The sequence below is a fragment of the Azospirillum sp. genome, assembly GCF_035628975.1.
Taxonomy (GTDB): domain Bacteria; phylum Pseudomonadota; class Alphaproteobacteria; order Azospirillales; family Azospirillaceae; genus Azospirillum.
Genome location: NZ_DASPIS010000057.1, coordinates 39,855 through 66,442, shown reverse-complemented (window position 1 = coordinate 66,442; position 26,588 = coordinate 39,855). Strand labels below are relative to the sequence as shown.

28 protein-coding genes are annotated in these 26,588 nt (G+C 68.5%); 14 read left to right on the top strand and 14 right to left on the bottom strand.

Translation table 11 applies throughout. The features are described from left to right. Positions 1–29 precede the first annotated feature (29 nt). Genes VD964_RS13065 through VD964_RS13055 form a run of 3 tightly spaced genes read right to left on the bottom strand, consistent with a single transcriptional unit; the run spans position 30 to position 1,885 of the window. Positions 30–356 (bottom strand): DUF1244 domain-containing protein, encoded by a 327-nt coding sequence (locus VD964_RS13065; protein ID WP_014189699.1) that lies wholly within the window; start codon positions 354–356, stop codon positions 30–32. Positions 357–388: 32 nt separating this feature from the next. Continuing rightward, on the bottom strand, positions 389–1,615 hold the full coding sequence (locus VD964_RS13060) for a DUF2478 domain-containing protein (RefSeq protein ID WP_324869009.1): 1,227 nt from the start codon (positions 1,613–1,615) through the stop codon (positions 389–391). A gap of 48 nt (positions 1,616–1,663) precedes the next feature. Then, positions 1,664–1,885, bottom strand: coding sequence for a sulfurtransferase TusA family protein (locus tag VD964_RS13055; RefSeq protein ID WP_310115298.1), 222 nt, complete (start codon positions 1,883–1,885; stop codon positions 1,664–1,666). Between the two features lie 170 nt (positions 1,886–2,055). On the opposite strand from VD964_RS13055, the gene VD964_RS13050 reads away from it, so the two are divergent. Continuing rightward, positions 2,056–3,048: an SDR family oxidoreductase gene (locus tag VD964_RS13050; protein ID WP_324869008.1), complete on the top strand. Its 993-nt coding sequence runs from the start codon at positions 2,056–2,058 to the stop codon at positions 3,046–3,048. Positions 3,049–3,164: 116 nt separating this feature from the next. Beyond that, positions 3,165–4,415 carry an Hsp70 family protein gene (locus tag VD964_RS13045; protein WP_324869007.1) on the top strand — a complete coding sequence of 417 codons (1,251 nt, stop codon included), beginning with the start codon at positions 3,165–3,167 and terminating at the stop codon, positions 4,413–4,415. Positions 4,416–4,587: 172 nt separating this feature from the next. On the opposite strand, the gene apbC is transcribed toward VD964_RS13045, so the two are convergent. Beyond that, positions 4,588–5,742, bottom strand: coding sequence for an iron-sulfur cluster carrier protein ApbC (apbC, locus tag VD964_RS13040; protein WP_324869006.1), 1,155 nt, complete (start codon positions 5,740–5,742; stop codon positions 4,588–4,590). A 175-nt stretch (positions 5,743–5,917) separates the two neighbouring features. On the opposite strand from apbC, the gene hflK reads away from it, so the two are divergent. From hflK to VD964_RS13025, 3 genes are all read left to right on the top strand, one after another. Beyond that, the gene (gene hflK / locus VD964_RS13035; RefSeq protein WP_324869005.1) at positions 5,918–7,177 is read left to right on the top strand and encodes an FtsH protease activity modulator HflK; all 1,260 of its coding nucleotides are present in this window, start codon (positions 5,918–5,920) and stop codon (positions 7,175–7,177) included. Positions 7,178–7,190: 13 nt separating this feature from the next. Next, complete coding sequence (gene hflC, locus VD964_RS13030) at positions 7,191–8,132, top strand: protease modulator HflC (RefSeq protein WP_324869004.1); 942 nt, start codon at positions 7,191–7,193, stop codon at positions 8,130–8,132. Positions 8,133–8,485: 353 nt separating this feature from the next. Next, on the top strand, positions 8,486–9,967 hold the full coding sequence (locus VD964_RS13025; RefSeq protein ID WP_409017840.1) for a DegQ family serine endoprotease: 1,482 nt from the start codon (positions 8,486–8,488) through the stop codon (positions 9,965–9,967). A gap of 98 nt (positions 9,968–10,065) precedes the next feature. On the opposite strand, the gene VD964_RS13020 is transcribed toward VD964_RS13025, so the two are convergent. Then, positions 10,066–10,263: a hypothetical protein gene (locus tag VD964_RS13020; protein WP_324869003.1), complete on the bottom strand. Its 198-nt coding sequence runs from the start codon at positions 10,261–10,263 to the stop codon at positions 10,066–10,068. Between the two features lie 533 nt (positions 10,264–10,796). Here VD964_RS13020 and VD964_RS13015 point away from each other — a divergent pair. Then, on the top strand, positions 10,797–11,486 hold the full coding sequence (locus VD964_RS13015) for a LuxR C-terminal-related transcriptional regulator (RefSeq protein WP_014189689.1): 690 nt from the start codon (positions 10,797–10,799) through the stop codon (positions 11,484–11,486). Between the two features lie 100 nt (positions 11,487–11,586). Here the strand turns inward: VD964_RS13015 and VD964_RS13010 are convergent, their stop codons facing one another. Continuing rightward, positions 11,587–12,018 (bottom strand): VOC family protein, encoded by a 432-nt coding sequence (locus tag VD964_RS13010; protein WP_324869002.1) that lies wholly within the window; start codon positions 12,016–12,018, stop codon positions 11,587–11,589. Positions 12,019–12,148: 130 nt separating this feature from the next. On the opposite strand from VD964_RS13010, the gene VD964_RS13005 reads away from it, so the two are divergent. Then, a complete protein-coding gene (locus tag VD964_RS13005) occupies positions 12,149–13,033 on the top strand; it encodes a LysR substrate-binding domain-containing protein (RefSeq protein ID WP_324869001.1) in 885 nt (294 codons plus the stop codon). A gap of 4 nt (positions 13,034–13,037) precedes the next feature. Here the strand turns inward: VD964_RS13005 and pcp are convergent, their stop codons facing one another. The 3 genes from pcp to rpoH all read right to left on the bottom strand — a co-directional run bounded on the left by pcp (position 13,038) and on the right by rpoH (position 15,564). Then, on the bottom strand, positions 13,038–13,685 hold the full coding sequence (gene pcp / locus VD964_RS13000; RefSeq protein WP_324869000.1) for a pyroglutamyl-peptidase I: 648 nt from the start codon (positions 13,683–13,685) through the stop codon (positions 13,038–13,040). A gap of 13 nt (positions 13,686–13,698) precedes the next feature. After that, positions 13,699–14,559: an urea carboxylase-associated family protein gene (locus tag VD964_RS12995; protein ID WP_324868999.1), complete on the bottom strand. Its 861-nt coding sequence runs from the start codon at positions 14,557–14,559 to the stop codon at positions 13,699–13,701. Positions 14,560–14,685: 126 nt separating this feature from the next. Next, entirely contained in the window at positions 14,686–15,564 is an 879-nt protein-coding gene (gene rpoH / locus VD964_RS12990; RefSeq protein ID WP_324868998.1) for an RNA polymerase sigma factor RpoH, read from the bottom strand. 233 nt (positions 15,565–15,797) lie between these two features. Between rpoH and VD964_RS12985 the strand changes: the two genes are divergently transcribed. Beyond that, positions 15,798–16,187, top strand: a complete 390-nt coding sequence (locus tag VD964_RS12985; RefSeq protein ID WP_324868997.1) for a NifB/NifX family molybdenum-iron cluster-binding protein — start codon at positions 15,798–15,800, stop codon at positions 16,185–16,187. 11 nt (positions 16,188–16,198) lie between these two features. On the opposite strand, the gene VD964_RS12980 is transcribed toward VD964_RS12985, so the two are convergent. Then, a complete protein-coding gene (locus VD964_RS12980; RefSeq protein WP_149222947.1) occupies positions 16,199–16,903 on the bottom strand; it encodes a sensor histidine kinase in 705 nt (234 codons plus the stop codon). Positions 16,904–17,147: 244 nt separating this feature from the next. Between VD964_RS12980 and VD964_RS12975 the strand changes: the two genes are divergently transcribed. Further along, a complete protein-coding gene (locus VD964_RS12975) occupies positions 17,148–18,200 on the top strand; it encodes an esterase-like activity of phytase family protein (protein WP_324868996.1) in 1,053 nt (350 codons plus the stop codon). Positions 18,201–18,309: 109 nt separating this feature from the next. Beyond that, on the top strand, positions 18,310–19,239 hold the full coding sequence (locus tag VD964_RS12970; protein ID WP_324868995.1) for a DMT family transporter: 930 nt from the start codon (positions 18,310–18,312) through the stop codon (positions 19,237–19,239). A 21-nt stretch (positions 19,240–19,260) separates the two neighbouring features. Here the strand turns inward: VD964_RS12970 and VD964_RS12965 are convergent, their stop codons facing one another. The 3 genes from VD964_RS12965 to VD964_RS12955 form a co-directional block, all read right to left on the bottom strand. Next, positions 19,261–21,066 carry a sensor histidine kinase gene (locus tag VD964_RS12965; protein WP_324868994.1) on the bottom strand — a complete coding sequence of 602 codons (1,806 nt, stop codon included), beginning with the start codon at positions 21,064–21,066 and terminating at the stop codon, positions 19,261–19,263. A gap of 125 nt (positions 21,067–21,191) precedes the next feature. Continuing rightward, positions 21,192–21,314, bottom strand: coding sequence for a hypothetical protein (locus VD964_RS12960; RefSeq protein WP_324868993.1), 123 nt, complete (start codon positions 21,312–21,314; stop codon positions 21,192–21,194). 116 nt (positions 21,315–21,430) lie between these two features. Continuing rightward, a complete protein-coding gene (locus VD964_RS12955) occupies positions 21,431–21,610 on the bottom strand; it encodes a DUF3553 domain-containing protein (protein ID WP_324868992.1) in 180 nt (59 codons plus the stop codon). Positions 21,611–21,732: 122 nt separating this feature from the next. Here VD964_RS12955 and VD964_RS12950 point away from each other — a divergent pair, with 122 nt between their 5' ends. After that, on the top strand, positions 21,733–22,428 hold the full coding sequence (locus tag VD964_RS12950; RefSeq protein ID WP_324868991.1) for a histidine phosphotransferase family protein: 696 nt from the start codon (positions 21,733–21,735) through the stop codon (positions 22,426–22,428). A 6-nt stretch (positions 22,429–22,434) separates the two neighbouring features. Here the strand turns inward: VD964_RS12950 and VD964_RS12945 are convergent, their stop codons facing one another. Next, positions 22,435–22,608: a hypothetical protein gene (locus tag VD964_RS12945; protein WP_324868990.1), complete on the bottom strand. Its 174-nt coding sequence runs from the start codon at positions 22,606–22,608 to the stop codon at positions 22,435–22,437. Positions 22,609–22,813: 205 nt separating this feature from the next. Between VD964_RS12945 and VD964_RS12940 the strand changes: the two genes are divergently transcribed. From VD964_RS12940 to VD964_RS12930, 3 genes are all read left to right on the top strand, one after another. Beyond that, complete coding sequence (locus tag VD964_RS12940) at positions 22,814–25,600, top strand: chemotaxis protein CheW (RefSeq protein ID WP_324868989.1); 2,787 nt, start codon at positions 22,814–22,816, stop codon at positions 25,598–25,600. Then, positions 25,597–26,097 carry a chemotaxis protein CheW gene (locus VD964_RS12935; protein ID WP_111070250.1) on the top strand — a complete coding sequence of 167 codons (501 nt, stop codon included), beginning with the start codon at positions 25,597–25,599 and terminating at the stop codon, positions 26,095–26,097. The genes VD964_RS12940 and VD964_RS12935 overlap by 4 nt, the downstream gene beginning before the upstream one ends. A gap of 90 nt (positions 26,098–26,187) precedes the next feature. Then, the gene (locus VD964_RS12930; RefSeq protein ID WP_014189670.1) at positions 26,188–26,553 is read left to right on the top strand and encodes a response regulator; all 366 of its coding nucleotides are present in this window, start codon (positions 26,188–26,190) and stop codon (positions 26,551–26,553) included. Positions 26,554–26,588 lie beyond the last annotated feature (35 nt).

Below are 26,588 nucleotides of genomic sequence, written 5' to 3'. Positions count from 1 at the left end.
GGCGGGGGCTTGCTTCCCACCGCCGCGCCTTACCGGTGCCCGCTGATCTCCGCGTGCAGCGGCTTGGTGTCCTCGAATTTCTGCTGCTGTTCGGGGGTGGCGTCCTTCTGGTGCTTCTGCTTCCATTCGGAATAGGGCATGCCGTAGACGGCGATGCGGGCGTCCTCGTCGGACAGCGCGACGCCGCGCTCCTTGGCCGCCGCCGCATACCATTTGGACAGGCAGTTGCGGCAGAAGCCGGCGAGGTTCATCAGGTCGATGTTCTGCACGTCGGTGCGCTTGCGCAGGTGCTCGACCAGGCCACGGAAGGCCGCGGCTTCCAGTTCGATGCGGGTCTGGTGGTCCAGATCGGCCATGGGGTCTCTACTCCTCCGGTTTTCTTGTTCTGTTAAGAGTGGGGTGGCCGGTGCAGCGTGACCATCCGGCCATGGGGATGAAAATCGCGCGAGCCGCCGCCGCAGGCGATGGTGCGGACCACCGCTTCGCGGTCGATGGCGACGAAGCCGGCCAGCACGTCGACGCCGTAGTCGAACAGGCGCGGGGTCAGCGGCGTGCCGGGGCCGATCATCGCCACCCGCGCCCCGGCCGACACCCGCAGCAGGCGGGGCAGGGTGCGGTTGGCGAAGGCCGACGCGGTAACGGCCACCGCCTCCGCGCCCGGCAGAAGCCAGTCGCAGGCCGCCTCCGGATGCTCGCCCTCCTGCGGGGTCATGTCGATCACCTGGGCGCGCGGCATCCGGCGGGCGACCTGCGGGAAGCCGCCGACGACCACGACGCGCCCCTCCACCGAGGCGAACAGGTCCAGCCCATTGCCGGGCACGCCGGTCACGTCCGGCCGATTGTAGTGGGCGTTCAGGGCCGCGACGCCCACCGCGATCTCCAGGGGATCCCAGGATTGCGCGGCCATGGCGGCGAGATCGCGCAAGGACCGGCCGGTCCAGCGCCGGGCATCGCCGTCAGCCGCAGGCGCCTGCCGGGCGGCAACGCCGAGCCCTTCGTCGGTTTCCACCAGGACCCACTTGTCGCCGGTGACGACGCGGCGGACCTCGGCGTCGGCGACGCCCCGCGCCAGATCCGGGTACATCCGCTGCGGCCCCCACCAGCGCCACAGCGCGTCGGCGGTCGGCGACAGCAGGTCGCAGAAGCCGCCGGTGGCGGCCTGCCATTCGTTGAGATAGCGGCTGCCGACGCTGGTCAGCAGCGGGATGCCTTCGGCGATGGCAGTCAGCATCTCGTCCGACAGGCCGTCCCCATGCGATTCCAGCCCGGCGAACTTGTTGACCACCAGCAGGTCGACATTCGAGGCGACCGCATCGCGGATGGCCTGGCTGGCCTCCGCGACCCCTGTCGGATCGACGCGGCAGGACTGCGATTCCCGCCCCAGCCGCTGGGTGATGTCATAGGCGTGGCCGGTCGCGACATCGACCAGCTCCATCCGTTCCGCGCAGTCGTCGCCCGGCCCGTGGTTGCGCTGGATCAGCCCGCCGACGCGGAAGCCGCGCCGCTTCAGCTCCGCCGTGAAGCCGTCCAGCAGCGCGTCGACGCCGTACGAACCGGGGCCGTGGATCACGGCGCCGGGACGCAGGGGCGGCGGGGAGGCGGGGGGAAGCGGCATCGGGGTGGAACCTTTCGCGGATCGGCGGGGAGGGGAAGAACGGATGCCTCAGCCGCCCCGGCGGATGCGGTAGACGAAGACGGTCTTGTGGACCTCGTCCGGCTGGGTCTCGTGCGACAGCAGCGCGTTGTCGGTCGTGTTGCAGAAATGCTTGAAATCGATGACTGAGGCCGGGTCGGTCGCATGGACCACCAGTTCCTCCCCCGGTTCCATGCGGTCCAGCAGAGCCCGGGTGCGCAGGATGGGCAACGGGCAATGCAGCCCCTTCACGTCAAGCTCTCTCGCCGGCACCGGGCCCGCTCCACGATGGTTGAGGACGAAATCCTTACTCCGCCTGTGACTGTAGCCGGTTCGCGCCAGCTTCTCCAGACCCCGAGATTTTCCTCAAGCCGCGCTGTTGTACGGCCCAACGACGGGATTTCGACGAAAGGATTGCGGTCATGGCGAAGCGTCTTGACGACAAGGTGGTGGTCATCACGGGCGCGTCCAGCGGCATCGGGCGGGCGACCGCGCTGGAGTTCGCGCGCCAGGGCGCCGCGGTGATCCTGGCTGCCCGGCGGATGGCGGCCTTGCACGAGGTGGCGGAGGAATGCGTGGAGGCCGGCGGCCGGGCGATGGTGGTCCCGACCGACGTCACCGACCAGCGCGCCATGCAGCATCTGGCCGACCGCGCCGTCGAGGCTTTCGGCGGCATCGACATCTGGGTGAACAATGCCGGCGTCATCGCCTTCGGCCGGTTCGAGGACATCCCCGAGGACGTGTTCGAGCAGGTGGTGCGCACCGATTTCCTCGGCACCGTCCATGGCTGCCGCGCCGTGCTGCCCCATTTCCTCGACCGCGGGGAGGGGATCATCATCAACACCGCGTCGATGGTGTCCAACATCGGCCAGCGCTATGCCACCCCCTATACCGCGGCGAAATTCGCGGTGCGCGGCTTCACCGAATCGCTGCGCCAGGAACTGGTGGACGAGCCGGACATCCATGTCTGCATGGTCATGCCCGCTTCCATCGACACGCCGCTGTGGCAGCATGCCGCCAACTACACCGGCCGTGCGGTCAAGCCGCTGAACCCCATCCATCCGCCGGAGGAGGTCGCCGCCGGTATCCTGTCGCTGGCCCGCAACCCCGAGCGCGAACGCTTCGTCGGCACCGAGGGCCGCATCGCCGCCGTCAGCAACGCCATGGCCCCGCAGCTGACCGAGCGGGCTCTCGCCCACACCATCGAGCGGGACATGTTCCAGAACCGCTCCGCCCCCGCCACGTCGGGCGGCGTGATGACCGCGATGCCGGAATATCAGGGCGCCAGCGGCGGCTGGATCGAACCGAAGCCGCCGCGCCGTCCCTTCTCCTGGACCAACCTGACCCTGTTCCTGCTGCCGGTCGTGCTGGCCAGCCGTCCGCTGGGCAACGGGCGGACGCGGCACGTCTGGTGATGCCGCATCCGGTAGTCCGGCAGGGTGCTTGATCCCGCGGTCGGGAGCCGTTATACGCTCGCCCCTTTTCCGGTGCGGCGGGTGGCCGCAGCGGTCATCCGGGCAGGAGGCGGGACATGACGGCGTGCGGACTCGATTTCGGCACCTCGAACACGACGCTGGGCGTGCAGGACGCCGGCGGCTTCCGGCTTCTGGCGCTGGACGGCGTGCGCACCACCCTGCCGACGGCGGTGTTCTTCGATTTCGAGCATGACCGGACCACCATCGGCCAGGAGGCCATCGACGCCTATGTGTCGGGGGTGGAAGGGCGGCTGATGCGCTCCATCAAGTCGATGCTCGGCACCGACCTGATCGACGCCGACACCGCCTTGCGCAAGGGCCGCATCAGCTTCCGCGCGGTGATCGGCACCTTCCTCGATCTGGTGAAGGCGCGGGCCGAACAGGCGCTGGGGGGAGAGCTGGGCGACGTGGTGGTCGGGCGTCCGGTCCATTTCGTCGACGGCGACCCGGCCGGCGACGCCGCGGCGGAGGAGACGCTGGGTCAGATCGCGCGGGCCGCCGGATTCCGCAACGTCTCCTTCCAGTTCGAACCCATCGCCGCCGCGCTCGATTACGAGCAGCAGGTGGCGGGGGAGGAACTGGCGCTGATCGCCGACATCGGCGGCGGCACCTCCGACTTTTCGGTCGTGCGCATCGGGCCGGAGCGGCGCGGCAAGGCCGATCGGGCCGGCGACATCCTGGCCAACGACGGCATCCGTGTCGGCGGCACCGATTTCGACCGCGACCTCAGCCTTGCCACCGCGATGCCGGAACTGGGGCTGGGCAGCGCCATGAAGCGCGCCGGGCTGCTGGCGCCGCGCAGCATCTATTTCGATCTGGCGACCTGGTCGAAGATCAACTTCCTCTACACAGCCAAGGCGATGGCCGAACTGGAGCGCCTGCAGCGCGACTCCGCCGAGCAGGACAAGATCGAGCGCCTGATCGGCGTGGTCGAGCACCGGCAGGGCCACGCGCTGGCCATGGCGGTGGAGCGCACCAAGATCGCCTTGTCGGACCACGACGCGGCGGATCTGGCGCTGGACTGGGGCGACGGCGAACTCGCCCTGGCGGTGGACCGGGAGGCGCTGAACCGCGCCACCGGCTCGCTGGCGGCGCGCATTGGAAGCCGCATCCGCGACTGTCTGGCCGAGGCGGGGGTCACCGCCGACCGCATCGACGCGGTGTTCCTGACCGGCGGCTCCACGCTGCTGCCGCAGGTGCGCGCGGCGATCCTGGCCGAGGCGCCGGGCGCACGGGTGGTGGAGGGCAACATCTTCGGCTCCGTCGGCCTGGGGCTGACGGTGGAGGCGCTGCGTCGGTATGGGTGAGGGTCGGCTTCGATTGCCCCCACCCTAACCCTCCCCCTCTTCGAGGGAGAGGGAACTACCGCCGCCCTTTGCAAAGCTCCTACCCCCTCCACCGCGATCGGACCGGCCTTCGGCCGGCCGAGGGCGGGGGAGGGATGGGGAGGGGGCACCCGGTGAAGCACCCCCGCGCCCCTCACTCCACCACGATGCGCGGCGCGGCACGGCCGCCGGTGCCGCCGCCGATCTTTTCCCACAGGCGGGTGGCGATGCGGCGGTAGGACTGGGCGTGCTCGGACTCCGGCTGCGACACCACGATCGGCTGGCCCTGGTCGGAGGTCTCGCGGATCGACAGGTGCAGCGGGATCTCGCCCAGGAACTCCATGCCCAGGGTGTCGGCTTCCTTGCGGGCGCCGCCGTGGCTGAAGATGTCGGTGCGGTGGCCGCAGTTGGGGCAGCAGAAATAGCTCATGTTCTCGATGATGCCCAACACCGGCACATCGACGCGGCGGAACATGTTCAGCCCCTTGCGGGCGTCCAGCAACGCGATGTCCTGCGGGGTGGAGACGATCACCGCACCGGCCAGCGGCACCTGCTGGGCCATCGTCAGCTGGGCGTCGCCGGTGCCCGGCGGCATGTCCACCACCAGGATGTCGAGCGTGCCCCAGTTGACGTCGCGCAGCATCTGCTGCAGCGCGCTCATCACCATCGGCCCGCGCCAGATCATCGGCGTGTCCTCGGCCACCAGGAAGCCCATGGACATGACCTTGACGCCGTAATTCTCCATCGGCTCCAGGCGCTTGCCGTCGGGGCTGTTGGGGCGGCCGGCGATGCCCATCATGCGCGGCATCGACGGGCCGTAGATGTCGGCGTCGAGCAGCCCGACCTTCAGCCCGTTGGCGGCGAGCGCCAGCGCGAGGTTGGCCGAGGTCGTCGATTTGCCGACGCCGCCCTTGCCCGAGGCGACGGCGACGATGGCCTTCACGCCGGGGACCAGCGGCTTCTGCGGATCACCCTGCGGCGCCGCGCCATGGGAGTGGCCATGGGAATGGCCATGCCCGCCATGCGAATGGCCTTGCTGCGGTGCGGCCTGGGGAGCCGCCCGGTGGGCGGTCAGCACGGCGGTGACCGACAGGACGCCGGGCAGCGCGTCCACAGCCTTCTCGGCGGCGTGGCGCAGCGGCTCCGCCTGGGCGCCGCGCTTGGGGTCGACCTCGATGGAGAAGGCGACATGGCCGTCACGCACCACGAGGCCCGACAACATGCCCAAGCTGACGATGTCGCCGCCCCGGTCCGGGTCGACGACGGTCTTCAGCGCCTGCATGACTTGAGCTTCGCTGATCTGCGCCATGGTTGAAAACTCCGCTATCTTCCCGATATTGGCGGATATCCGTTGGTGGAATCCTTGCCGAAGGGTATGGGGGACTATAGGACCGACGGAGGACATCGGTAAAGGGAGGCGCGGGGCCATGCCATTGCGCTTCCACATCATGGGACGAATCGCAAAGTAAGGGGGACTCACTCGGATGCCGTGGAACAATCAAGGAGGGGGCGGCGGTGGCGGTCCCTGGGGTCCCCCGCCGGGCAACAACGGCCCGGGCAACCCGTGGGGCCGGCCCCAGGGCGGGGGAAATGGCGGCGGTGGCGGCGGCCCGCAGCCTCCCGACCTTGAGGATCTCCTGCGCCGGAGCCAGGACCGGCTGCGCCGCGCCATGCCCGGCGGCTTCGGCAGCGGCCGGGGCGTGGCGCTGGTCGTGGGCGTGCTCGCGCTGATCTGGCTTGCCAGCGGCATCTATCGCGTCGAGGCGGACGAGCAGGGCGTGGTCCTGCGGTTCGGCGAATGGACGCGCACCGAACAGCCCGGCCTGCGGTATCGCCTGCCGTCGCCGATCGAGACGGTGCTGCTGCCGAAGGTCACGCGCGTCAACCGGATCGAGGTCGGCTACCGCTCCTCCGCCGGCGGCGGCCGCAACGACCGCGACGTGCCGGACGAATCGCTGATGCTGACCGGTGACGAGAACATCGTCGACATCGATTTCACGGTGTTCTGGGTCATCAAGGACGCCGGCAACTACCTGTTCAAGATCCGCGATCCGGAATCGACGGTGAAGAAGGCCGCCGAAAGCGCGATGCGCGAGGTCATCGGCCGCACCGACCTGCAGCCCGCCCTGACCGAGGCCCGCCAGCAGATCGAAACCTCGACCCGCCAGCTGCTCCAGACCATGCTGGACGAATACCAGTCGGGCATCGAGATCACCCAGGTCCAGCTGCAGAAGGCCGATCCGCCGCAGCCGGTCATCGACGCCTTCAACGACGTGCAGCGCGCCCGCGCCGACCGCGAACGCGCCCGCAACGAGGCGGAAGCCTACCGCAACGACATCATCCCGCGCGCCCGCGGCGAGGCGGAACGACTGGTGCAGGAGGCGTCGGCCTATCGCGAGCAGGTGGTCAGCCTGGCGCAGGGTGACGCCGACCGCTTCCGCAAGGTGTACGAGGCCTATGCGCTGAACAAGGACGTCACCGCGCGGCGCATGTATCTGGAGACGATGGAGGAGATCTTCCGCGGCCGGAACAAGATCATCGTGGACGGGTCGGCGCAGAACGTCGTGCCCTACCTGCCGCTGAACCAGCTGGCCCCGAACGCCACCCCGGCCCCGCAGCAGGCTCCGCGCCAGGCTCCGCCGGCCAATTCCGGCGGCAACCAGGGCGGGCCGCGGCCCGGCACGCAGACGCAGCCCCAGCCGCTGTCGTCGCTGCCGCAGAACCCGCTGATGTCCGGCCAGTGAGGAGGATCGCATCATGAACCGCACCCTCGCCATCGCCGGCATCGGCATCGTCGCCCTCGGCATCATCGCCTCGTCGTCCCTGTTCACCGTCAACGAGGCCCAGCAGGCGCTGATCCTGCAGTTCGGCGAACCGCGCCGGGTGATCCAGGAGCCGGGCCTGCAGGCCAAGATCCCCTTCATCCAGGAGGTCCGCCTTCTCGACCGCCGCGTGCTCGATCTCGATCCGCCGGTGGAGCAGGTGATCCTGGCCGACCAGAAGCGCCTGGACGTCGACGCCTTCGCCCGCTACCGCATCCAGGACCCGCTGCGCTTCTACCAGACCGCCGGGACCGAGGCGGTGGCCGAAACCCGCCTGAACTCCATCGTCAACTCGGCGCTGCGCCGCGTGCTCGGCAACGTCACGGTGCTGGCCGTCCTGTCGGACGAGCGTGCCCGCATCATGACCGACATCAAGGGGCAGGTGAACGACGAGGCCAAGCGCTTCGGCATCGAGATCGTCGACGTGCGCATCCGCCGCGCCGACCTGCCGGAGGAGACCAGCCAGTCGATCTTCGCCCGCATGCGGTCGGAGCGCGAACGCGAGGCGTCCGAGGCGCGAGCCCAGGGCCAGGAGCAGTCGCAGCAGATCAAGTCGCGCGCCGAACGCGAACGCACGGTGATCATCGCCGAGGCCCAGCGCGACGCGCAGATCCTGCGAGGCGAAGGCGACAACAGCGCGTTGAAGCTGATCGCCGAGGCGACGTCGCAGGACCCCGGCTTCTACGGCTTCTACCGCTCGCTGGAGGCGTACCGGAAGTCGCTGAACGGTAACGACACCACCATGGTGCTGTCGCCGAACGGCGAGTTCTTCCGCTACTTCAGCGGTCCGGGTCCGCAGGCGGGGGGCGCTCCGGCCGCCGCGCAAGCGGCTCCCCAGGCGGCTCCGCCTGCCGCTGCGGCCGCTCCGGCGCAGTAAGGCCGAAGGTCCGCATACGAACGGCAAGCGGCCGGGTCGGGGTTTCCCCCGATCCGGCCGTTGCTTTGCCGGGCCCAAGGTGCGCGGCAGCTGTGGAAAGAAATCGGCGGGCCTGTGATTTCCGCTGGTGCCGACTGGACCGGCACGCCATCTTGCGGCCATACTCTTGGACCAACACATATATGGCCCAGAACTGGGCGGCCGCTCCCGTCCATGGAACCGGCCGGACGTCTGGTAGGGAGACCACGTTGATTCGCATACCCAAATTCGAACCCGCCGCGCGGGGCGCCGTGGCCGGGGCCCGGCCGCGTAAGGCGGGCGTCCGGCCGCTGGTCGCCGCCATCGTCTGGGGCATGACGTCGGTCATCGGCGGCGGCGCCGTCATCGGCGCCTTCGCCGGTGCCGCACCGGCCCAGGCCCAGGCGGCGACGCCCAACCGCAACGCGCCCGGCAGCTTCGCCGATCTGGCGGAAAAGCTGCTGCCGGCGGTCGTCAACATCTCCACCAGCCAGAGCGCGCCGCAGCGTCCGCAGGGGCCGCGGCCGGAGATCCCGCAATTCCCGCCGGGCTCGCCCTTCGAGGATTTCTTCCGGGACTTCTTCGACCGTCAGCAACAGCAGGACCAGCCGCAGCGCAAGGCGACCTCGCTGGGTTCCGGCTTCGTCATCGACGCCAAGAACGGCTATGTGGTCACCAACAACCACGTCGTTCAGGACGCCGACGAGATCACCGTCATCCTGCAGGACGACACCAACATCAAGGCGGAGCTGGTCGGCAAGGACAGCAAGACCGACCTCGCGCTCCTGAAGATCAAGACCAGCCACCCGCTGGTCGCGGTGCCCTTCGGCGACAGCGACGCCATGCGCGTCGGCGACTGGGTGCTGGCGATCGGCAACCCGTTCGGCCTGGGCGGTTCGGTTACCGCCGGCATCATCTCGGCGCGCCAGCGCAACATCGATGCCGGTCCCTATGACGATTTCCTGCAGACCGACGCCTCGATCAACCGCGGCAATTCCGGCGGCCCGATGTTCAACCTGAACGGCGAGGTCATCGGCATCAACACCGCCATCTTCTCGCCGTCGGGCGGGTCGGTCGGCATCGGCTTCGCCATCCCGTCCAACCTGGCCAAGCAGGTGGTGGCGCAGCTGAAGGAATACGGCAAGACCCGCCGCGGCTGGCTGGGCGTGCGCATCCAGGCGGTCACGCCGGAGATCGCCGAGAGCCTCGGCCTGCCCGGCCACAAGGGCGCGCTGGTCGCCTCCGTCACCCCGGACGGCCCGGCCGCCAAGGCCGGCATCCAGGCCGGTGACGTGGTGACGAAGTTCGACGGCAAGGAAATCGACGAAATGCGGCGCCTGCCGCGCGTCGTCGCCGAAACCTCGATCGACCGGGCCGTTCCGGTCGAGGTCTGGCGCAAGGGCAAGGCCCAGACCATGCAGGTCAAGGTCGGCGAACTGGAAGCCGCGGAAGAGCAGGGCCTGCTCGCCGCCAATCCGGACGAGAAGCAGCAGCCGAAGGACAAGGCCCCGGCCCAGAAGCCGACCGAATCGCTCGGCATGAAGCTGACCGGCATCACCCCGGAACTGCGCCAGCAGTTCGAGATCAAGCCCGACCTGAAGGGCGTGGTCGTCACCGAGGTGGCCGGAAACTCCACCGCCGCGGAGAAGGGCCTGCGCGCCGGCGACGTCATCCTGGAAGTCGGGCAGGAAGAGGTCCGCAAGCCGGAGGACGTCACCGCCAAGGTCCAGAAGGCCAAGGAGCAGAGCAAGAAGTCCGTCCTGCTCCTGGTCGACCGCAAGGGCGACCTGCGCTTCGTGGCGATCCCGCTCAGCTGATCGGCTGCGGGCGAAGAACAGGGGCGTCGGCGGGAGACCGCCGGCGCCCTTTTCGTTTGTGCGGGTTCGTATGTGCCTCGAGGGGGTGGTGCGCTTCTCTACGTCCGGTCCAGCATCATCGCCACCGCGACCGTACCGGCCAACAGGGCGCAGAGGACGGCGACGATGGCGAGGCTGCGCAGGAACTGGCGGAATTCCCCCTGCTTCCAGGCGCTCCGCCCCAGCAGCGCCAGATAGCCCGCCACTGCGGCGGCGATGATCTGCCAGCCCATTCCAGTCTCGACCCTGCCCAACATCGTCTTCGGCCCATCCCCGCCATCGGGGAGGCAGCATGGAAAAGCGCATGCGCGGCCGGTCCTGGTCAAGCCGTACGACCATGGCCGGGTTGTTCCCTATATCGAATGGTGGGGGTCTCCATTCGGGTTATCTGTTGGCATCACCACCGCAGGAGCCGTGACTTCAACTTCGTGTGAGAAAAATGCGGCATAGCTCGCTTATGAGGCGCAGCCATACGCAAATAAGTGGTGGTTAACAAAACAGTTAACGCTTTCGCACACTGTAATGTTCGCTGCTGTGATATCTTTGGATCCGGAAATCTTGGGGAGGCTTTGCGCATATGCCCAATGCGTTCTTCTTTTAACTCCGGAGAGTGGTACCGTAGGACACGACACGGGGGTAACCTCCCCCTAAATAACGGCCTGCCGAAGCTGTCGAGGGGTAATCGGCCAGTCGCCAATGCGTCGGGATCTTCCTTCGTGCAGCGGCCACCACCGGCCCAACCGTCGGCCATCACCTGATGATGCTCGGTTCAAAATTGCGGGAGCGGACAATGGACACAGTGCGCGCTTTTCTTATCGACTCGAACAAGCTGTTTCGCGAGGGGCTGAAGCGCCTCCTTGACGATTCGCCCTTCCAGATCCTCGCGGAGGCGGGAAATCTGCGCGAGGCGCTGGGTTCGGTCGAAAACGGCCTGAAGCCACAGCTCCTTCTCCTCGACCTGCAGAATGGCGGCGACGAGGAAGCGGAAGGGATGCGCCGTCTGCGTGCCCTGCTGCCGGACACCCGCATGGTCATCCTGACCAGCGACCTCTGCACCCGCCGCCTCGCGAATGCGCTGGAGGCCGGCGCCGACGGCTATCTGATGAAGGATCTGTCGTCCGACGCGCTCGCCCAGTCGCTGAAGCTGGTGATGATGGGCGAGAAGGTGTTCCCGACTCATCTGGCAGCTCTGCTGATCTCCGGCCGCGTCAACGGCAACGGCACCGAGATGCCGGTGTCGCGCAAGGGCCTGTCCCAGCGCGAGGTGCAGATCCTGCGCTGCCTGCTGAACGGCGACAGCAACAAGATGATCGCCAACCATCTGAACATCACGGAAGCAACCGTGAAGGTTCACCTGAAGAGCCTGCTGCGCAAGATCAACGCATCGAACCGCACCCAGGCCGCCATCTGGGCGCTGAACAACGGCATCGGCGGCGAGTTGGCCGGGGCCGGCGCGGTCGCGGCTGCCGCGAACCAGTAACCCGCCTGTCCATTGCGCTCACCTGACCCTCCCCCGCCATCCCGGGGGAGGGTTCTTCCCGTTTGCTTCTTCCGTCTGCTTTTGCCGCTTAGTTGGCGACTTACTTGGCGAACAGCTGCGACATGTCGGCGAAGGCCTTGAACTCCAGGGCGTTGCCGGCGGGGTCGAGGAAGAACATGGTGGATTGTTCGCCCACCTGCCCCTTGAAGCGGGTGTAGGGCTCGATCACGAACTTTACCCCGGCGGCCTTCAGCTTTTCGGCCAGCGCGTCCCAGTCGGCGGGCTGCAGCACGACGCCGAAATGCGGCACCGGCACGTCGTGGCCGTCCACCGGATTGTGGTGGGCCGGAGCGGCGTTGGGGTCTCGCGGCTTCAGATGGGCGACGATCTGGTGTCCGAACAGGTCGAAGTCGATCCACTCGTCGCTGCTGCGCCCCTCCGGGCAACCGAGCACGGTGCCGTAGAAATGGCGGGCGGCGGCCAGATCGTCGACCGGGAAAGCGATGTGAAAGGGCGTCAGCGTCGTCGTCATGGGGGCGTGGCCTTTCGGGAACGGTTGGCACATGGCTGTTGGTGTCCCCAGCAGACCCGATCCCTCCAGACTTGACAAACGAGTTCTCAGGCGGAGATTTATGAGTTCAACTCATGAGTCGGTTCGCCCCATGCCAGACCGCGTCCTGCCGTCGCTCAACGCCGTCCGCAGCTTCGTCGCGGTGGCCCGCCATCTCAGCTTCACCAAGGCGGCCGACGAACTGGCGGTGACCCAGGGCGCCGTCAGCCGCATGATGCAGACCCTGCAGGCCGATCTGGGCGTGGAGTTGATCCGCCGTGTCGGCCGGGGCATCGAACTGACGCCGACCGGGGCCGCCTTCTATGGCGAGGCGTCGGCGGCGCTCGACCGCATCGCGGCGGCTGCCAGGGCGGCCCGTGCGCAGGACGGCGGGGTGCTGCGGGTCAGCGCGCTGCCGACCCTGACCCAGCGCTGGCTGATCCCGCGATTGAAGCGCTTCCAGGCCGAAAATCCGGACATCCAGGTCGAGGTCAGCATCGGCGAGCATCGCGTCGATTTCGCCAAGGAGCGGATCGACGTCGCCATCCGCTATGGCGTGGAGGACTGGCCGGGGGCGGAGATGGCGACGCTGATGCCGGAGACGATGGGCGTCTTCTGCGCGCCCTCGCTGCTGGAGCAGGGGCCGCCGCTGCGCCACCCGGCCGATCTGGCGCATCACCGGCTGCTGCAGCACACCACCCGGCCCGATTCCTGGCGCGTCTATCTCTCCGCCTTCGGATTGACCCTGCCGGAGGCCGCGCTGTCGCTGGCTTTCGAACATTTCTTCATGATCATCGAAGCGGCGTCGGCCGGCATGGGGGTGGCGCTGCTGCCGGTATTCCTGGTGGGCGACGATGTGGCATCGGGCCGGCTGGTCCAGCCGATGGCGGAGACCCTGCGCCCGCGCGGCTGCTACCTGATCGCCCACGCGCCCGGTGCGGAGCGGGCGCGCCGCGTGCGCCGCTTCAAGGACTGGCTGCTGACCGAGGTGGAGTAGGCCGTTACTCCAGGGTGCCCGCCACCTCGTACCGGTCCTCCGCCGTCGTCAGTATGGTCTCCACCGCTATGCGCAGGCCGGCCACCACCTGTTCGATCGCCATCGACGGGGATCCCGGGTGGCGCACCGCCTGTTCGGGGGCCAGCGGAATGTGCAGGAAGCCGACGCGCATGGCCGGGCGCCGGGTAGCCCGCAGATGACAGGCGCCGTAGAACAGATGGTTGCAGACGAAGCTGCCGGCGCTGTGCGACAGGGCGGCGGGGATGCCGGCGTCGCGCAGGGCGGCGGCGATGGCCTTCACCGGCAGGCTGGCGAAATAGGCCGCCGGACCGCCCGCCACCACCGGCGCGTCCACCGGCTGGTTGCCGGCATTGTCGGGAATGCGGGCGTCGTCCAGGTTGACGGCAACCCGTTCCAGCGACAGCTCCGCCCGGCTCTGCGCCTGCCCGACGCCGAGCAGGGCCAGCGGATCCGTCTCCGCCACCGCAAGGTCGAGCGCGTCGAGCGACGCGCCGAACACGCAGGGCATCAGCCTTGCGGCGACGCAGTGGCCCCGGCATTCCCAGCCGTCGAGTTGCCGCACCGCTTCCCAGGACGGGTTGACGGCCTCCCCTCCGAAGGGCTCGAAGCCGGTCAGCAGGATCGTCGGCATCGAGCCCCCTCCGTTACGCCGGGTCCTTCCGCTCCCAGGAGGGCGTCGGCAGCGTCATGCCGTGGTTGCCGCGATAGGCCGCGACCTCCGGGGAAGACCAGCCCTCCAGCAGGGCGGGGTCGAGCCGGTAGACCTCGACGCCCAGCGGGCGGCAGACCTCCAGCGGGTCGCGGGCGTCCGGCCCCCACAGCGGCACGCTGAGGTCGCCGCCGGGGCAGGTGGACAGGGCGCAGAGCAGGTCGATCTCGGCGAAGAATTCCAAGAAGTCGCCCTTTTTGGCCGGGCAGGCCTTCATGAAATATTTGTCCTCGGCGTTCAGCCCGGTGACTTGGAAGACGTTCAACACGTCATGCACGTCGAACTCGGTCAGGCCATAGGGGGCGACGGCGCGGGTCAGGTTGGAATGGCAATGGTGGTGGAAATCCTCGCCCGTCAGCATGCGGTTGACATAGGGATCGCAGCGCGTGCCCAGCAGGTCGTGGACCCGGCCGCCATACTCGTCGATGCCGTAATCGGCCAGCGTGTCGTGGGTGATGGTCGCCAGCGGCCGCAGATAGGGCAGCGTCGACCACAGCCGGTCGAAGGTGCTGACATGCGCCTGCTGGAGCTGCCGCGTGCGCGAGGCCCAAAAGCGTTCGCGCGGGTTGTGACGGTTCCAGATGTTCAGGTCCGCGACCTGCGGCCCCTCGACGGTGACGATGCGGAAGACATGGCCCGCCGGCACGGTCCAGGCACGGCCGGAGCGGATCGGCACCACGAAGCTGTCCACCACTTCCCGCCCCTCGGTCTGCGACCCGATGCGCCCGTAGAAGGCGCGGTCGACGTCGAGCGCAGACCCTTTGCTGGCTTGGTAGGCGGCGGGATAGCTGGGCATTGCGGTCTCCTCTGGGGTTGATCGGGCCGGTCGGGCTGGTCGGCGATCATGGCCAGGGAGGAGCACCGCGAGCAACAGCTGTTCGCACAGCCGCTCTTTGCACAGCAGCTCTTCGGACCGGCCCGCTCAGGCCGCGGCGGCGGCCAGGACGCGGGTCTGGCAGGCGACCTTCTCGAAGGCGCGTTCCTCGATCTGGCGGATGCGCTCCCGGCTGACGCCGTAGCGGACCGACAGGTCTTCCAGGGTCAGCGGGCTGTCCGACAGGCGGCGGCTGGTCAGGATGTCGCGTTCGCGGTCGTTCAGCACGCCCATCGCCTCGTGCAGCAGGGCGCTGCGCTGGCGGGCCTCGCTGCGTTCGACCAGCGAATCCTCGACCGACGGACGCTCGTCGGTCAGCAGATCCTGCCATTCGGCCGAATCGCCGTCGGCGCTCATCGGGGCGTTGAGCGAGGCCATGGGCGCCGACAGGCGGCGGTTCATGGCGACGACGTCGTCCTCCGGCACCGACAGGTCGGTGGCGATGCGGGTCACGCTGTCGGGCTGCAGGTCGCCGCTGCCGTATTCGCCCAGCTTCCGCTTCAGGCGGCCCAGGCTGAAGAACAGCTTCTTCTGCGCGGCGGTGGTGCCGATCTTCACGAGGCTCCAGGACCGCAGGATGTAATCCTGGATTGAGGCCTTGATCCACCACATCGCGTAGGTGGACAGGCGGAAGCCGCGTTCCGGCTCGAATTTCTTGACGGCCGTCATCAGGCCGAGATTGCCTTCGGCGATCAGGTCGGACAGCGGCAGGCCGTAGCCGCGATAGCCGCCGGCGATCTTGACGACGAGACGGAGGTGGCTGGTAACCAGCTTGTGCGCCGCATCGACGTCGCCATGCTCGGTCCAGGCCTTGGCCAGCATGTACTCGTCCTCGGCCGTCAGGACCGGGTAACGGTGCGTGTCGTTGATGTAGCGGGACAGCGATTCGCCGGAATCGGGCGAACGAAGGGCAACAGCGGTGCTCATGTCACATCCTCGTGCAAAGCGATATGACGGGTACAGGACCCCCGAAATGGCGAGTCCAAGCCTCTCCGGCGGAGCAGGCAGGCATATAGTACAAAATCGGTGCTGAAAGTCAAGCTTGGCAGTCGGGTATCGCACCGGGCGCAGCCGCCGATTGACCTTCCTCAGTGCGCGCGAAGCCGGAGCGTGGCAGGACCGAACCGTCGCCGGGCACCATCGCGAAGGAACCGCATGCCATGAAAATCGCTGTCGGCACCAAGGACTTCGAGACCATCGCCACCCATGGCGGCCGCACCCGCCGCTTCCTGGTCTATGAGGCGGAGGCCGGGGGCGACCCGGTCGAGACCGGCCGGATCGAACTGGCGGAGGAGGAGGTCCTGCACCTCTGCGGCGACGGCCGGCCGCACCCGATCGACGCGGTGCGGGTGGTCATCACGGGATCGTCCGGCTCCGGATTCGTCGCGCACATGAAACGCCGCGGCATCGAACCGGTGACGACGACGGAGATCGATCCGGTCCGGGCGATCCGCGGCTGGTTCGCCGGAACGCTGGCCCCTGCCGCCGAACCGGAGCACCCGCATGAGCACCATGACGGCCACCATCACGGCGACGGGCACCGCCACTGAGGGGCTGCGGATCAGACCGGGAAGCTGACGCTGGCGGTCGTGCCGGCGGCGTCGCTGTCGGTGGACAGCGTGTCGCCCAGCTGGCCGGCCAGCGCCTCGGCCAGCATCAGGCCGTCCTCGGCGGTGGTGTCGAAGCCGGCGGGCAGGGCGCGGCCGTTGTCCTCCACCGTCAGGCGGGCACGGCCGCTGTCGCCCTGCTGGCGCACGGTGATGCGGATCCAGCCGTCGTCGGGGAAGGCGTGGTGCAGGCAGCTGGTCACCAGCTCCGCGATGATCAGGCCGAGCGGCATCGCCTCGTACAGGCCGATCTGGATCGGGTCGGAATCGACCGTCACGGGCACGCGGGACAGGGCGCCCGGTGTGCCTTCGCGCACCGCCTCGCACAGGGCGGTGACGTAGCGGCCAAGGTCGACATGGGTGCCGGCGCCGCTCTCGTGCAACTGGCGATAGAGGATCGCCAGCGCCTCGATGCGCACCATCGTCTGTTCGTAGGCGGCGCGGGCATCGGGGTCGCGGATGCGGCCGGCCTGCAGCTTCAGCAGGCTGATCACCAACTGCAGGCTGTTCTTGGCGCGATGCTGGAGTTCCCGAAGCTCGGCTTCCAGCTCCTGGATGCGCGCCGTCAGCCGGTCGGCCGGGGACGCCCCCGACGCGACGCCGTCGCCCGGCTGGTCCGGAGGAGAGTAGGCGGCCTGGGACCGCGGAAGCATCGGCATGGGAACGGACTCGGCTCGGTCATCACAGGTAAGCATCGTCGAAAACATTCGTCAATCTAAGCGCTTGTCCGGCAGGCCCCACCGGTTCTGAGGGAGTAACCCGCCGCGCCTAACCGTTAAGTCCGAGGCGCCATGACGGTCGTGCCGCAACCCGCCGGCCCCGGACGGGCATGCGGATGGGAGCGGGCGGATGCCCGCCGAAAGATAGGTTGTATCCGTCGGTTGCACTGGCAAGAGTGACCGCATGACGATGCGAAAGATGTTGGTCTGGGGCCTGCTGCTGACGGCCCTGTCGGGCGGCTGCGCCGCCGTGGTCGGGGCCGGCGGCGGCTCTCGCAACCCGGAAATTGTCACCGCCAGGGAGGTGCCGCTCGACCGCGGCCGGCCGGAGAAGGCAGCGGTCGGGCCCTTGCGGTTCCTGGGTGGGCTCGAGATCGCCGGGGGTGACCGGGTCGGCGGGCTGTCCGGCCTGTGGGTCGACCCGGCCGGCGAGCGCTTCGTCGCCGTCGGCGACACCGGGCTGGTGGTCGATGGCCGGCTGCGGACCGACGCCGCAGGGCGCCTGGCCGGGATCGCAGAGGTCCGCGCCCGCCCGCTGCCGGTGGAGGAGGGAGCTTCCCGCCGCAAGCGCCGCACCGATGCGGAGGATTTGGCGCGTCTGGCCGACGGCAGCTGGCTGGTCTCGCTGGAGCGCGACCACCGCATTCTGCGCTATTCGGCCGGCGACCACGGACCGGAAGGGACACCGACGCCGATCCCTTTGCCGCCGGAGGCGGAGGACGGCCCGGAGAATGGCGGGTTGGAGGCGCTGACCCGCCTTCCCGACGGCCGGCTTCTGGTTCTGGAGGAGGGCGAGGACGACGGACGGCAGGAGCGCCGCGCCTGGATTACGGGGGTAGGGATTACGGGTGTCGGCTCGCAGAAGGACGCCGTCCCGCGCAACGCGGCGGACTGGCAGCCCCTTGCCTACCGTGCTGCACCCCGCTACCGGCCGACCGGCGTCGCCCCGTTGCCCGACGGCGGCGTTCTGGTGCTTGAACGGCGGGTGTCGCTTCTGGGCGGCTGGTCGTCGCGCCTGGTCCGGGTGGCGCCGCAACAGCTGAGCGCCGGCGCCGTCATCGAGGGGGAGGAACTCGCCCGGCTGGAGTCGCCCCTGCTGAACGATAATTTCGAAGGTATCGCCACGCGCCCCGGACCGGCGGGGGAAACGCTGGTCTACCTGATCTCCGACGACAATTTCAGCTCGCTCCAGCGCACCTACCTGCTGCAGTTCGCCCTGGACGGGCCGTCCTCCTGAAGGCCCCACCGCCTCCGACCAAAGTCGGACGGGGCGAAGCCTGCTGCGGATTTGACAGCACGGCGCCCTTGCGGCTAGCTGCCTCCGGATGCTTGCGGAGGAAACAATCATGGCGGCGAGCGATAAGCTGGGGGCGGGGCGGGCCGCTGCCGCACCGGCGGTTCCGGCGATGATCCCCGGGCTGAGGCAGGCGGCGCTGCTGACCCTGCTGGCGATGCTGGCCTTCGCCGCCAACTCCATCCTGTGCCGGCTGGCCCTGACCCGGACCGCCATCGATCCGGCCGGATTCACCCTGGTGCGGATCGCCTCCGGTGCCGCCAGCCTGTGGCTGATCGCCCGCGCGACCGGGCATGCGAAGCCCGGAGCGGGCAGTTGGCGCGGTGCGGCGGCGCTGCTGGCCTATGCGGCGGCCTTCTCCTTCGCCTACCTGACCATGACCGCGGGGACCGGGGCGCTTCTGCTGTTCGGGGCGGTGCAGGCCACCATGATCCTGGTCGGACTCTACCGTGGTGAACGGCTGGTGGCGCTGCAGTGGGGCGGTCTGGCTCTGGCATTCTGCGGGCTGGCGCTGCTGCTGGCGCCGGGCCTGTCGGCCCCCGATCCGCTGGGGGCGCTGCTGATGGTGGCGGCTGGTGCGGCCTGGGGCGTCTATTCGCTGCTGGGACGGGCCAGCCGCGATCCGATCGCCACCACCGCCGGCAATTTCCTGCGCGCCGTTCCGATGGCGGCGGCGCTGGCCCTGCTGTCGGCGCTGGCCGGGCCGTTCACCGGCGGCGGACTGCGCTGGGATGCGGGCGGGCTGCTCTACGCCGTCCTGTCCGGGGCGCTGGCGTCGGGGGTGGGCTATGCGATCTGGTACGCTGCGTTGCCGGCCCTGACCGCCGCCCGCGCCGCCTCGGTGCAGTTGAGCGTCCCGGTCATCACCGCGCTGGCCGCGGTGCTGGCGCTTGGCGAGCGGATCACGCCGACGCTGGCGGTCTCCTCCGTCGCGGTGCTGGGCGGCATCGCGCTGGTGATCGTCGGAAAGCGGCGGGCTTGAAGGGGGCTTCACCCCGCGAGGTCACACGGGGACCGTCTGCGTCCGTTCCAGCGCCATGAGGTCGGCGGGACGGCTGCGCAGGCGTCCCGGTGGAAAGAGCACGGTGGCGGTGGTGCCGCGCCCCAGCACGCTGGACAGCACGAATCGCCCGTCCTGCATCTCCACCAGCGACTTGACCAGCGGCAGCCCCAGCCCGGTGCCGGCATAGCGCCGGGTGTGGGAGTTGTCGACCTGATGGAACGGCTCCATCACCTGCTCCAACTCGACCGTGGGGATGCCGATGCCGGTGTCGCTGACCCGCAGGCGCAGGCTGCGCGCCGCCCGATCAGCCTCCACCGCGATCCGGCCGCCGGGCGGCGTGAACTTCACGGCATTGGACAGCAGGTTCAGCAGGATCTGCCGCACCGCGCGGGCGTCGGCGTACAGGATGGGCAGGGGATCGTCCAGCTTCGCAGACAGGGTCACGCCCTTTTCGAGCGCCAGCTGCTCCATCTGGCGCAGGCACTCGCCGATCAGGTCCTCCACCGCCAGTTCCTCCTGGTGCAGGACGTATTTGCCCGATTCGATCTTGGTGGTGTCGAGGATGTCGTTGATCAGGCTCAGCAGATGCTGGCCGGACCGGCGGATGTCGCCGACATACTCGGTCTGCTTGGGCGTCATCGCGCCGAAGATGCCGCTTTCCAGCGCCTCCGCGAAACCGATCACCGCGTTCAGCGGGGTGCGCAGCTCATGGCTCATGTTCGCCAGGAACTGCGTCTTGGCCCGGTTGGCGGCGTCGGAGACCTGCTTGGCGGCGATCAGCTCCGCCTCGATCCGATGGCGGGCGGCGATGTCCTGGATCAGCCTGTGCTGGCTGTCGCGCAGCGCCCGCTCGCTGCCCTGCAGGTCGGCCATCGCCCGTTCGCGCCGCCCGGCCTCGCGCAGCAGGGCCAGCATCATCAACCCGATCACCAGCGTGCCGGCGAGGCCGGCGGCGGCCAGCATGACGGCCTTGGACTGCCAGGGGGCGAGCACCGCATCGCGCGACGACGACACCGTCACCACCAGCGGCATTTCGGCCGAGGCGCGGTAGCTGAGGATGCGCCGGGGCCCGTCGGCCGGGCTGTCCAGCAACTCGGTGCCGGCCGGTGCCTCCTTCAGCAGGCGGGCGAACAGCGGCAGATGGCGGGCCGAGCGGCCGATATAGGTCTCATGGTCGGGAAAGCGGGCCAACACCGGCCCATCGGCATGATAAAGCGTCACCACGGCATCGCCGGGAAGTGCCAGCGTCCGGTAGAGGCCGCGGAAGGCCGTCGGTTCCATCACCGCGACCACCACCCCGGCGAAGCGCCCGTCCGGGGCGTTCAGCCGTCGGCTCATGCCGATGAACCAGTTGCCGGAGGTGCGCCCCCGCGCCGGATTGCCGACGAAGACCCCGTCCGCTCCGCCGGCGACCAGCCCGTCGCGGTGAGCCATCAGGTAGTCACGGTCCGACAGGTCGAGGTTGGCGGGGGTCAGCGTCTGGGTGTCGTGAACCAGTCTGCCGTCGGCGGCGACCACCAGCATGGCGCGGATCAGCGGCGACTGGCCGGCCTGACGGCGCAGCAGGGCATGCACGTCGGCATCGCCCCGTTCCCAACTGTCGCCGCGGACGGCCAGCACTTCCGCCACGCCGGCCAGGATTTTCGATACGCCCGAAAAGCTGTCGGTCGCATGGCGCTCCAGCACCAGCGCCATCGCCCCGTTTTCTTCCCGTGCGCGGGTGACGGTCTCGCTACGCTCATGCAGAAGGTCGTAGCCGATCATGGCGTTGAAGCCGACGATCAACGCCACACCGAAGGCACCCATTCCCCCTTTGAGACGCGAGATCAACCGACGGTCCGCCGTGTCCGATCATGGATCGACCGATGCTACACCGCGAACGGCAATGCCGGAAGTCGCCTTTTCGTGGAAGAGGTGATGGGCTTGTTCTCTTAAAGCCGGACGGTGGAGCTGGAGAAGCGCTCTGCGGTCGAATGGCCGATGGAGTTCAACGCCACCGCCGCGCCCAGCACGATCACCGCCGCGGCGGCAAAGCCGAGGATCATGGCCTTCATCTCTGGTCTCCCTCTTTTGGATTCGGCATGCTTGGATTCGGCGCATAAAAGCAAAGCGGCACCGGCGGCGCAATCCGCGGTTTCCCGGAGTCGGAATATCGAATTCCGGGCCGGCGTCAGACCTCGTCCGGATCCACAACCGAGAGCGAGATGACGTCGCTGTCGATCAGCACCTTGCCCGCATGCTCGAAATTCACGGTGATGCGGTTGCGGATGGCCGACTGCACCTGCCCCAGCCCCCAATCGGGCTGGTCGGGATGGCGCACCCAGGCGCCGGGCACCAGCGAATCGTCCATGTCGCGTTCCATCCGTCAGTCTATTGTACATAGGAAATGCGACCGCCTGTGCGGCGGGGCCGGGAAAGTATAGAATCGCCGGCACCGCGCCGTCGCCGTTCCTTTTTTCCGGAGTCTGCCTCGTGACCGAATCGTCCTCCCTCCCCATCAGCGTCGACATCCGCGTCCTGGAACTGCTGGCGTCGAAGCTGTGCCACGATCTGGTCAGCCCGGTCGGCGCCATCCGCAACGGCCTGGAACTGATCGAGGAGATGCAGGAGGACGAGGATGGCGGCGGGGCCGGGGGCGGGTTGGCCGGCGGCTTCCTGGGCGAGGCGGTGAAGCTGATCGACCATTCCTCCGGTCAGGCGGACCGCCGGCTGCGGGTGTTCCGGCTGGCCTACGGGGTGGCCGGGCGCGACCAGAAGGGATTCGGCGACGCCCGCAACGCCGCCGCCGGCTATCTCGAAGGCGGCCGCACCCGGCTGGACTGGCCGGAACGGGTGCCGCACGACATGACGGCCCAGCGCCGCGGCGTGGTGAAGCTGGTGCTGAACCTCATCCTGCTGGCGGACGAGGCGCTGACCCATGGCGGCCTCGTGTCCGTCGCGGCCGACGGCGACGAGACGGCCGGCCGCCTCACCGTGACCGCCGCCGGCCGCCCCGGCACCCTGAAGCCGGATGCCGCCGCGGCACTGGCCGGGACGGCGACGCCCGATGCGCTGACGCCCCGCACCATTCACGCCTATCTCGCCGGACGGCTGGCGGAGAGCGACGGCTTCCGCATCGCCGTCGCCACCGAAAGCAGCGAGCGGCTGGTCTTCACCGCGGAGTGGTGAGGCTCCTTACAGCTGTTTGAAAATCCGCGTTTCCACCACGACCTGCTCCACCCCGCCGGTGGTCTGGTGGGACGTGGTGCGCAGCGTGACGGCCAGATTGTGGCATGCGGCCTCCGCCAGGGCGGCGTTGAGGGTGTCCACGGCGTCGCGCACGGATTGGGCGAGTTCGGTGTCGGTCATCGATCCTCCCTGTGACAATCGGTCCCTTATCCTGCCGGTGGAAGCGCTCGGAAGACTCCCTATCGGAAGAGGTAAGGTTCTCTTAATCAGTGTTTGACAGGCTCCGACCCTACCTGGACTGGAGCGCAACCGGCGGCCCTCAGATGCTGCCCGTTCGAGCCGCAGGCCGGCGCGGACCATAAACATTGGGCCTGGGGAATGCGACATGGATGATCTGCTGTCCGAATTTCTGACGGAGACCAACGAAAACCTCTCGGTGCTCGACGTCGAGTTGGTGCGGTTGGAGCAGAATCCCAACAATCCGGAACTGCTGTCGAACATCTTCCGCCTCGTTCACACCATCAAGGGAACCTGCGGCTTCCTCGGCCTGCCCCGCCTGGAAAAGGTGGCGCACGCGTCGGAGAACGTGCTGGGCAAGTTCCGTGACGGCGAACTGACGATCAATCCGGAAGCGGTTTCGCTGATCCTGCAGGCTCTGGACACCATCAAGAGCCTGCTGGCGGTTCTGGAAGCGACCGAGGCGGAACCGCCCGGCGACGACCTGCCGCTGATCGAGCGGCTGAACCTGTGCGCCGAGGGCAAGCTGGGCGGGCCATCTCCGGCCGCCGCCGCTCCGCCGCCGCCGACCGCTCCCGCGGTCGCGGCATCGGACGACCGGCCGGCGACGCTGGACGAGCTGGAGGCGCTGTGGAACTCCATCCCGGGCCCCAATGACCCGCCGGCCGCGGCTCCCGCCGTTCCGGCGAGCACGGCGGTCGCCACCCGCGCGCCCGAACCGGCCGAGGAGCCCGCCCCGTCGCAGGACCTTGTCGTTCCCGATGCCGAGCCGGCCGCCGCCAAGGTGCCGGCGCCGGTCGCCCCGATGGCCGGCGGTTCGGCCGGCGGCAATGCGGGCGGTGCCGATGCGGGTGCCGAGGCCGCGACCAAGGAATCGGCGGTCGCCGCGCAGACCATCCGCGTGAACGTCGACCTGCTCGAAAACCTGATGACCATGGTCTCGGAGCTGGTGCTGACCCGCAACCAGCTGCTGCAGATCCTGCGGTCGCAGAAGGAGAGCGAGTTCGCCGCCCCGCTGCAGCGCCTGAACCATGTGACGTCGGAGCTGCAGGAAGGCGTCATGAAGACGCGCATGCAGCCCATCGGCAACGCCTGGGCCAAGCTGCCGCGCCTGGTGCGCGACCTGGCGCATGAACTGAACAAGAAGATCGACCTCCAGATGCTCGGCGCCGACACCGAGCTGGACCGCCAGGTGCTGGAGCTGATCAAGGACCCGCTGACCCACATGGTGCGCAACAGCGCCGACCATGGCCTGGAGATCCCGGCGGAGCGCCTGAAGTCCGGCAAGTCGGAGACCGGCCGCATCACGCTGAACGCCTATCACGAAGGCGGTCACATCATCATCGAGATCCAGGACGACGGTAAGGGACTTGCCATCGACCGGATCAAGCAGAAGGCGATCCAGAACGGGATGGCGTCGGAGATCGAGCTGGCCTCGATGACCGACCAGCAGATCATCCAGTTCATCATGAAGCCGGGCTTCTCCACCGCCGCCAAGGTCACCAACGTGTCGGGCCGCGGCGTCGGCATGGACGTGGTGAAGACCAACATCGAGAAGATCGGCGGCACGATCGAGATCAAGTCGGCCCAGGGCAAGGGGTCGACCTTCGTCATCAAGATCCCGCTGACGCTGGCCATCGTCTCGGCCCTGATCGTGGAATGCGCGGGCGAGCGCTTCGCCATCCCGCAGATCAGCGTGGTCGAGCTGGTGCGTGCCGCCGCCGACAGCGAGCACACGATCGAGCGCCTGAAGGGCACGCCGGTGCTGCGCCTGCGCAACCGCCTGCTGCCGCTGGTCTCGCTGCAGCAGCTGCTGCGGCTGGACGACAGCGAGGACGCCAAGAAGCCGGCGGACGAGACCTTCATCGTCGTCACCCAGGTCGGCACCTACACCTTCGGCATCATGGTCGACCGCGTGTTCGACACCGAAGAAATCGTGGTGAAGCCGGTGGCGCCGATCCTGCGCCACATCGAGATGTTCTCGGGCAATACCATCCTGGGCGACGGCTCGGTCATCATGATCCTGGACCCCAACGGCATCGCGTCGGCCACCGGCGAAATGGCGATGGGCGAGGCCGCCGGCAAGGAGACCACCGCGGTCCAGACCCAGCGCCAGGAGGACAAGATGGCGCTCCTGCTGTTCCGTGCCGGCGAGGGCGCGCCCAAGGCGGTGCCGCTGTCGCTGGTCGCCCGCCTGGAGGACGTCGATCTCGCCACGGTCGAGATGTCGAACGGCCTGCCGGTGGTTCAGTACCGCGGCAAGCTGATGCCTCTGGTGCCGATCGACCCGAACTTCGCGCTCGCCAACGAAGGCCGCCAGCCGGTGCTGGTCTTCGCCGACGGCGACCGCTCGATGGGCCTGATCGTCGACGAGATCGTCGACATTGTGGAGGAGAAGCTGAACGTCCAGCTGGCCGCGGAGCGTCCCGGCCTGATGGGGTCGGCCATCATCGCCGGCAAGGCGACCGAGGTGATCGACGCCGGCTTCTTCCTGACCCAGGCCTACAAGGACTGGTTCGGCTCCTCCGCCCAGGAGGGGTTCGAGGAGGAGAAGCTGCAGCGTGTGCTGCTGGTCGACGACAGCCCCTTCTTCCGCAACCTGCTGACGCCGCTGCTGTCGGTCGCCGGCTACGACGTGACGGCGGTGGAGAATGCCGGCGACGCGCTGGCTCTCTGCGAGGCGGGCGAGGACTTCGACGTCATCGTCTCCGACATCGAGATGCCGGGCATGAGCGGCTTCGACTTCGCCGAGGCGGTTCGCCACGGCAGCCGCTGGCAGGGCGTGCCGATGGTGGCGCTGTCCAGCCATGCCAGCGCCCGTGACCTCGACCGCGGCCGGATTGCCGGCTTCAACGACTATGTCGCCAAGTTCGACCGTGACGCGCTGCTCTTCGCGCTGCAGCAGACGCTGACCGACCAGAAAGGTGCCGCATGAGCAACGCCAAGCTGCCGTCCACCGTCCGGAAGTCGAAGGGCGACGACATCGTCGTCTCCGGCAACCAGGACTATGTGACCATGACGATCGCCGACCAGATGTTCGGCATCCCGGTCCTTCAGGTGCAGGACGTGCTGGGCCATCAGCGGATCACCCGCATCCCGTTGGCCCCGCCGGAGGTCGCGGGATCGCTGAACCTGCGCGGCCGCATCGTCACCGCCATCGACGTCCGCCTGCGGCTCGGCCTGACCGGCCGGCCGAAGGACAAGCCCGGCATGTCGATCGTCGTCGACCTGCGCGGCGAGCTGTACAGCCTGATGGTCGATTCGGTCGGCGAGGTGCTGAGCCTGACCAAGGAGGACTTCGAACGCAACCCGGCGACGCTGGATCCGCGCTGGCGCGAGGTCTCTACCGGAATTTATAGGCTGAACGGCCAGTTGATGGTTGTGCTGGACGTGCCTCGTCTGCTCAACTTCACAACCATCGAGACGGCCTGACGGTCCGCGGCGTCTTCCCGTCGGGGAAAGGCGCCGCTCCTTCCGGCCGGCTTTTCCGCCGACGAACAGATGACCTGAGGCCCTGCCGCAATGAAATCCTGCCTGGTGGTCGACGACAGCCGCGTGGTCCGCAAGGTCGCACGCAAGATCCTTGAAGAGCTGAACTTCACCTGCACCGAGGCGGAGGACGGCAAACAGGCGATGGAGGCCTGCGCGGCACAGATGCCCGATGCCATCCTGCTGGACTGGAACATGCCGGTGATGACCGGCATCGAGTTCCTGCGCCGGCTGCGCAAGATGAGCGGGGGCGAGCAGCCGAAGGTGGTCTTCTGCACCACCGAGAACGACCTCGCCCACATCCAGGAGGCGCTGTCCGCGGGGGCCAACGAGTACATCATGAAGCCCTTCGACAGCGACATCATCCAGACCAAGTTCGCGCAAGTCGGCTTGCTGTGATCTCCTGCCCGTGCCGGACATGACCGTCCAGCACA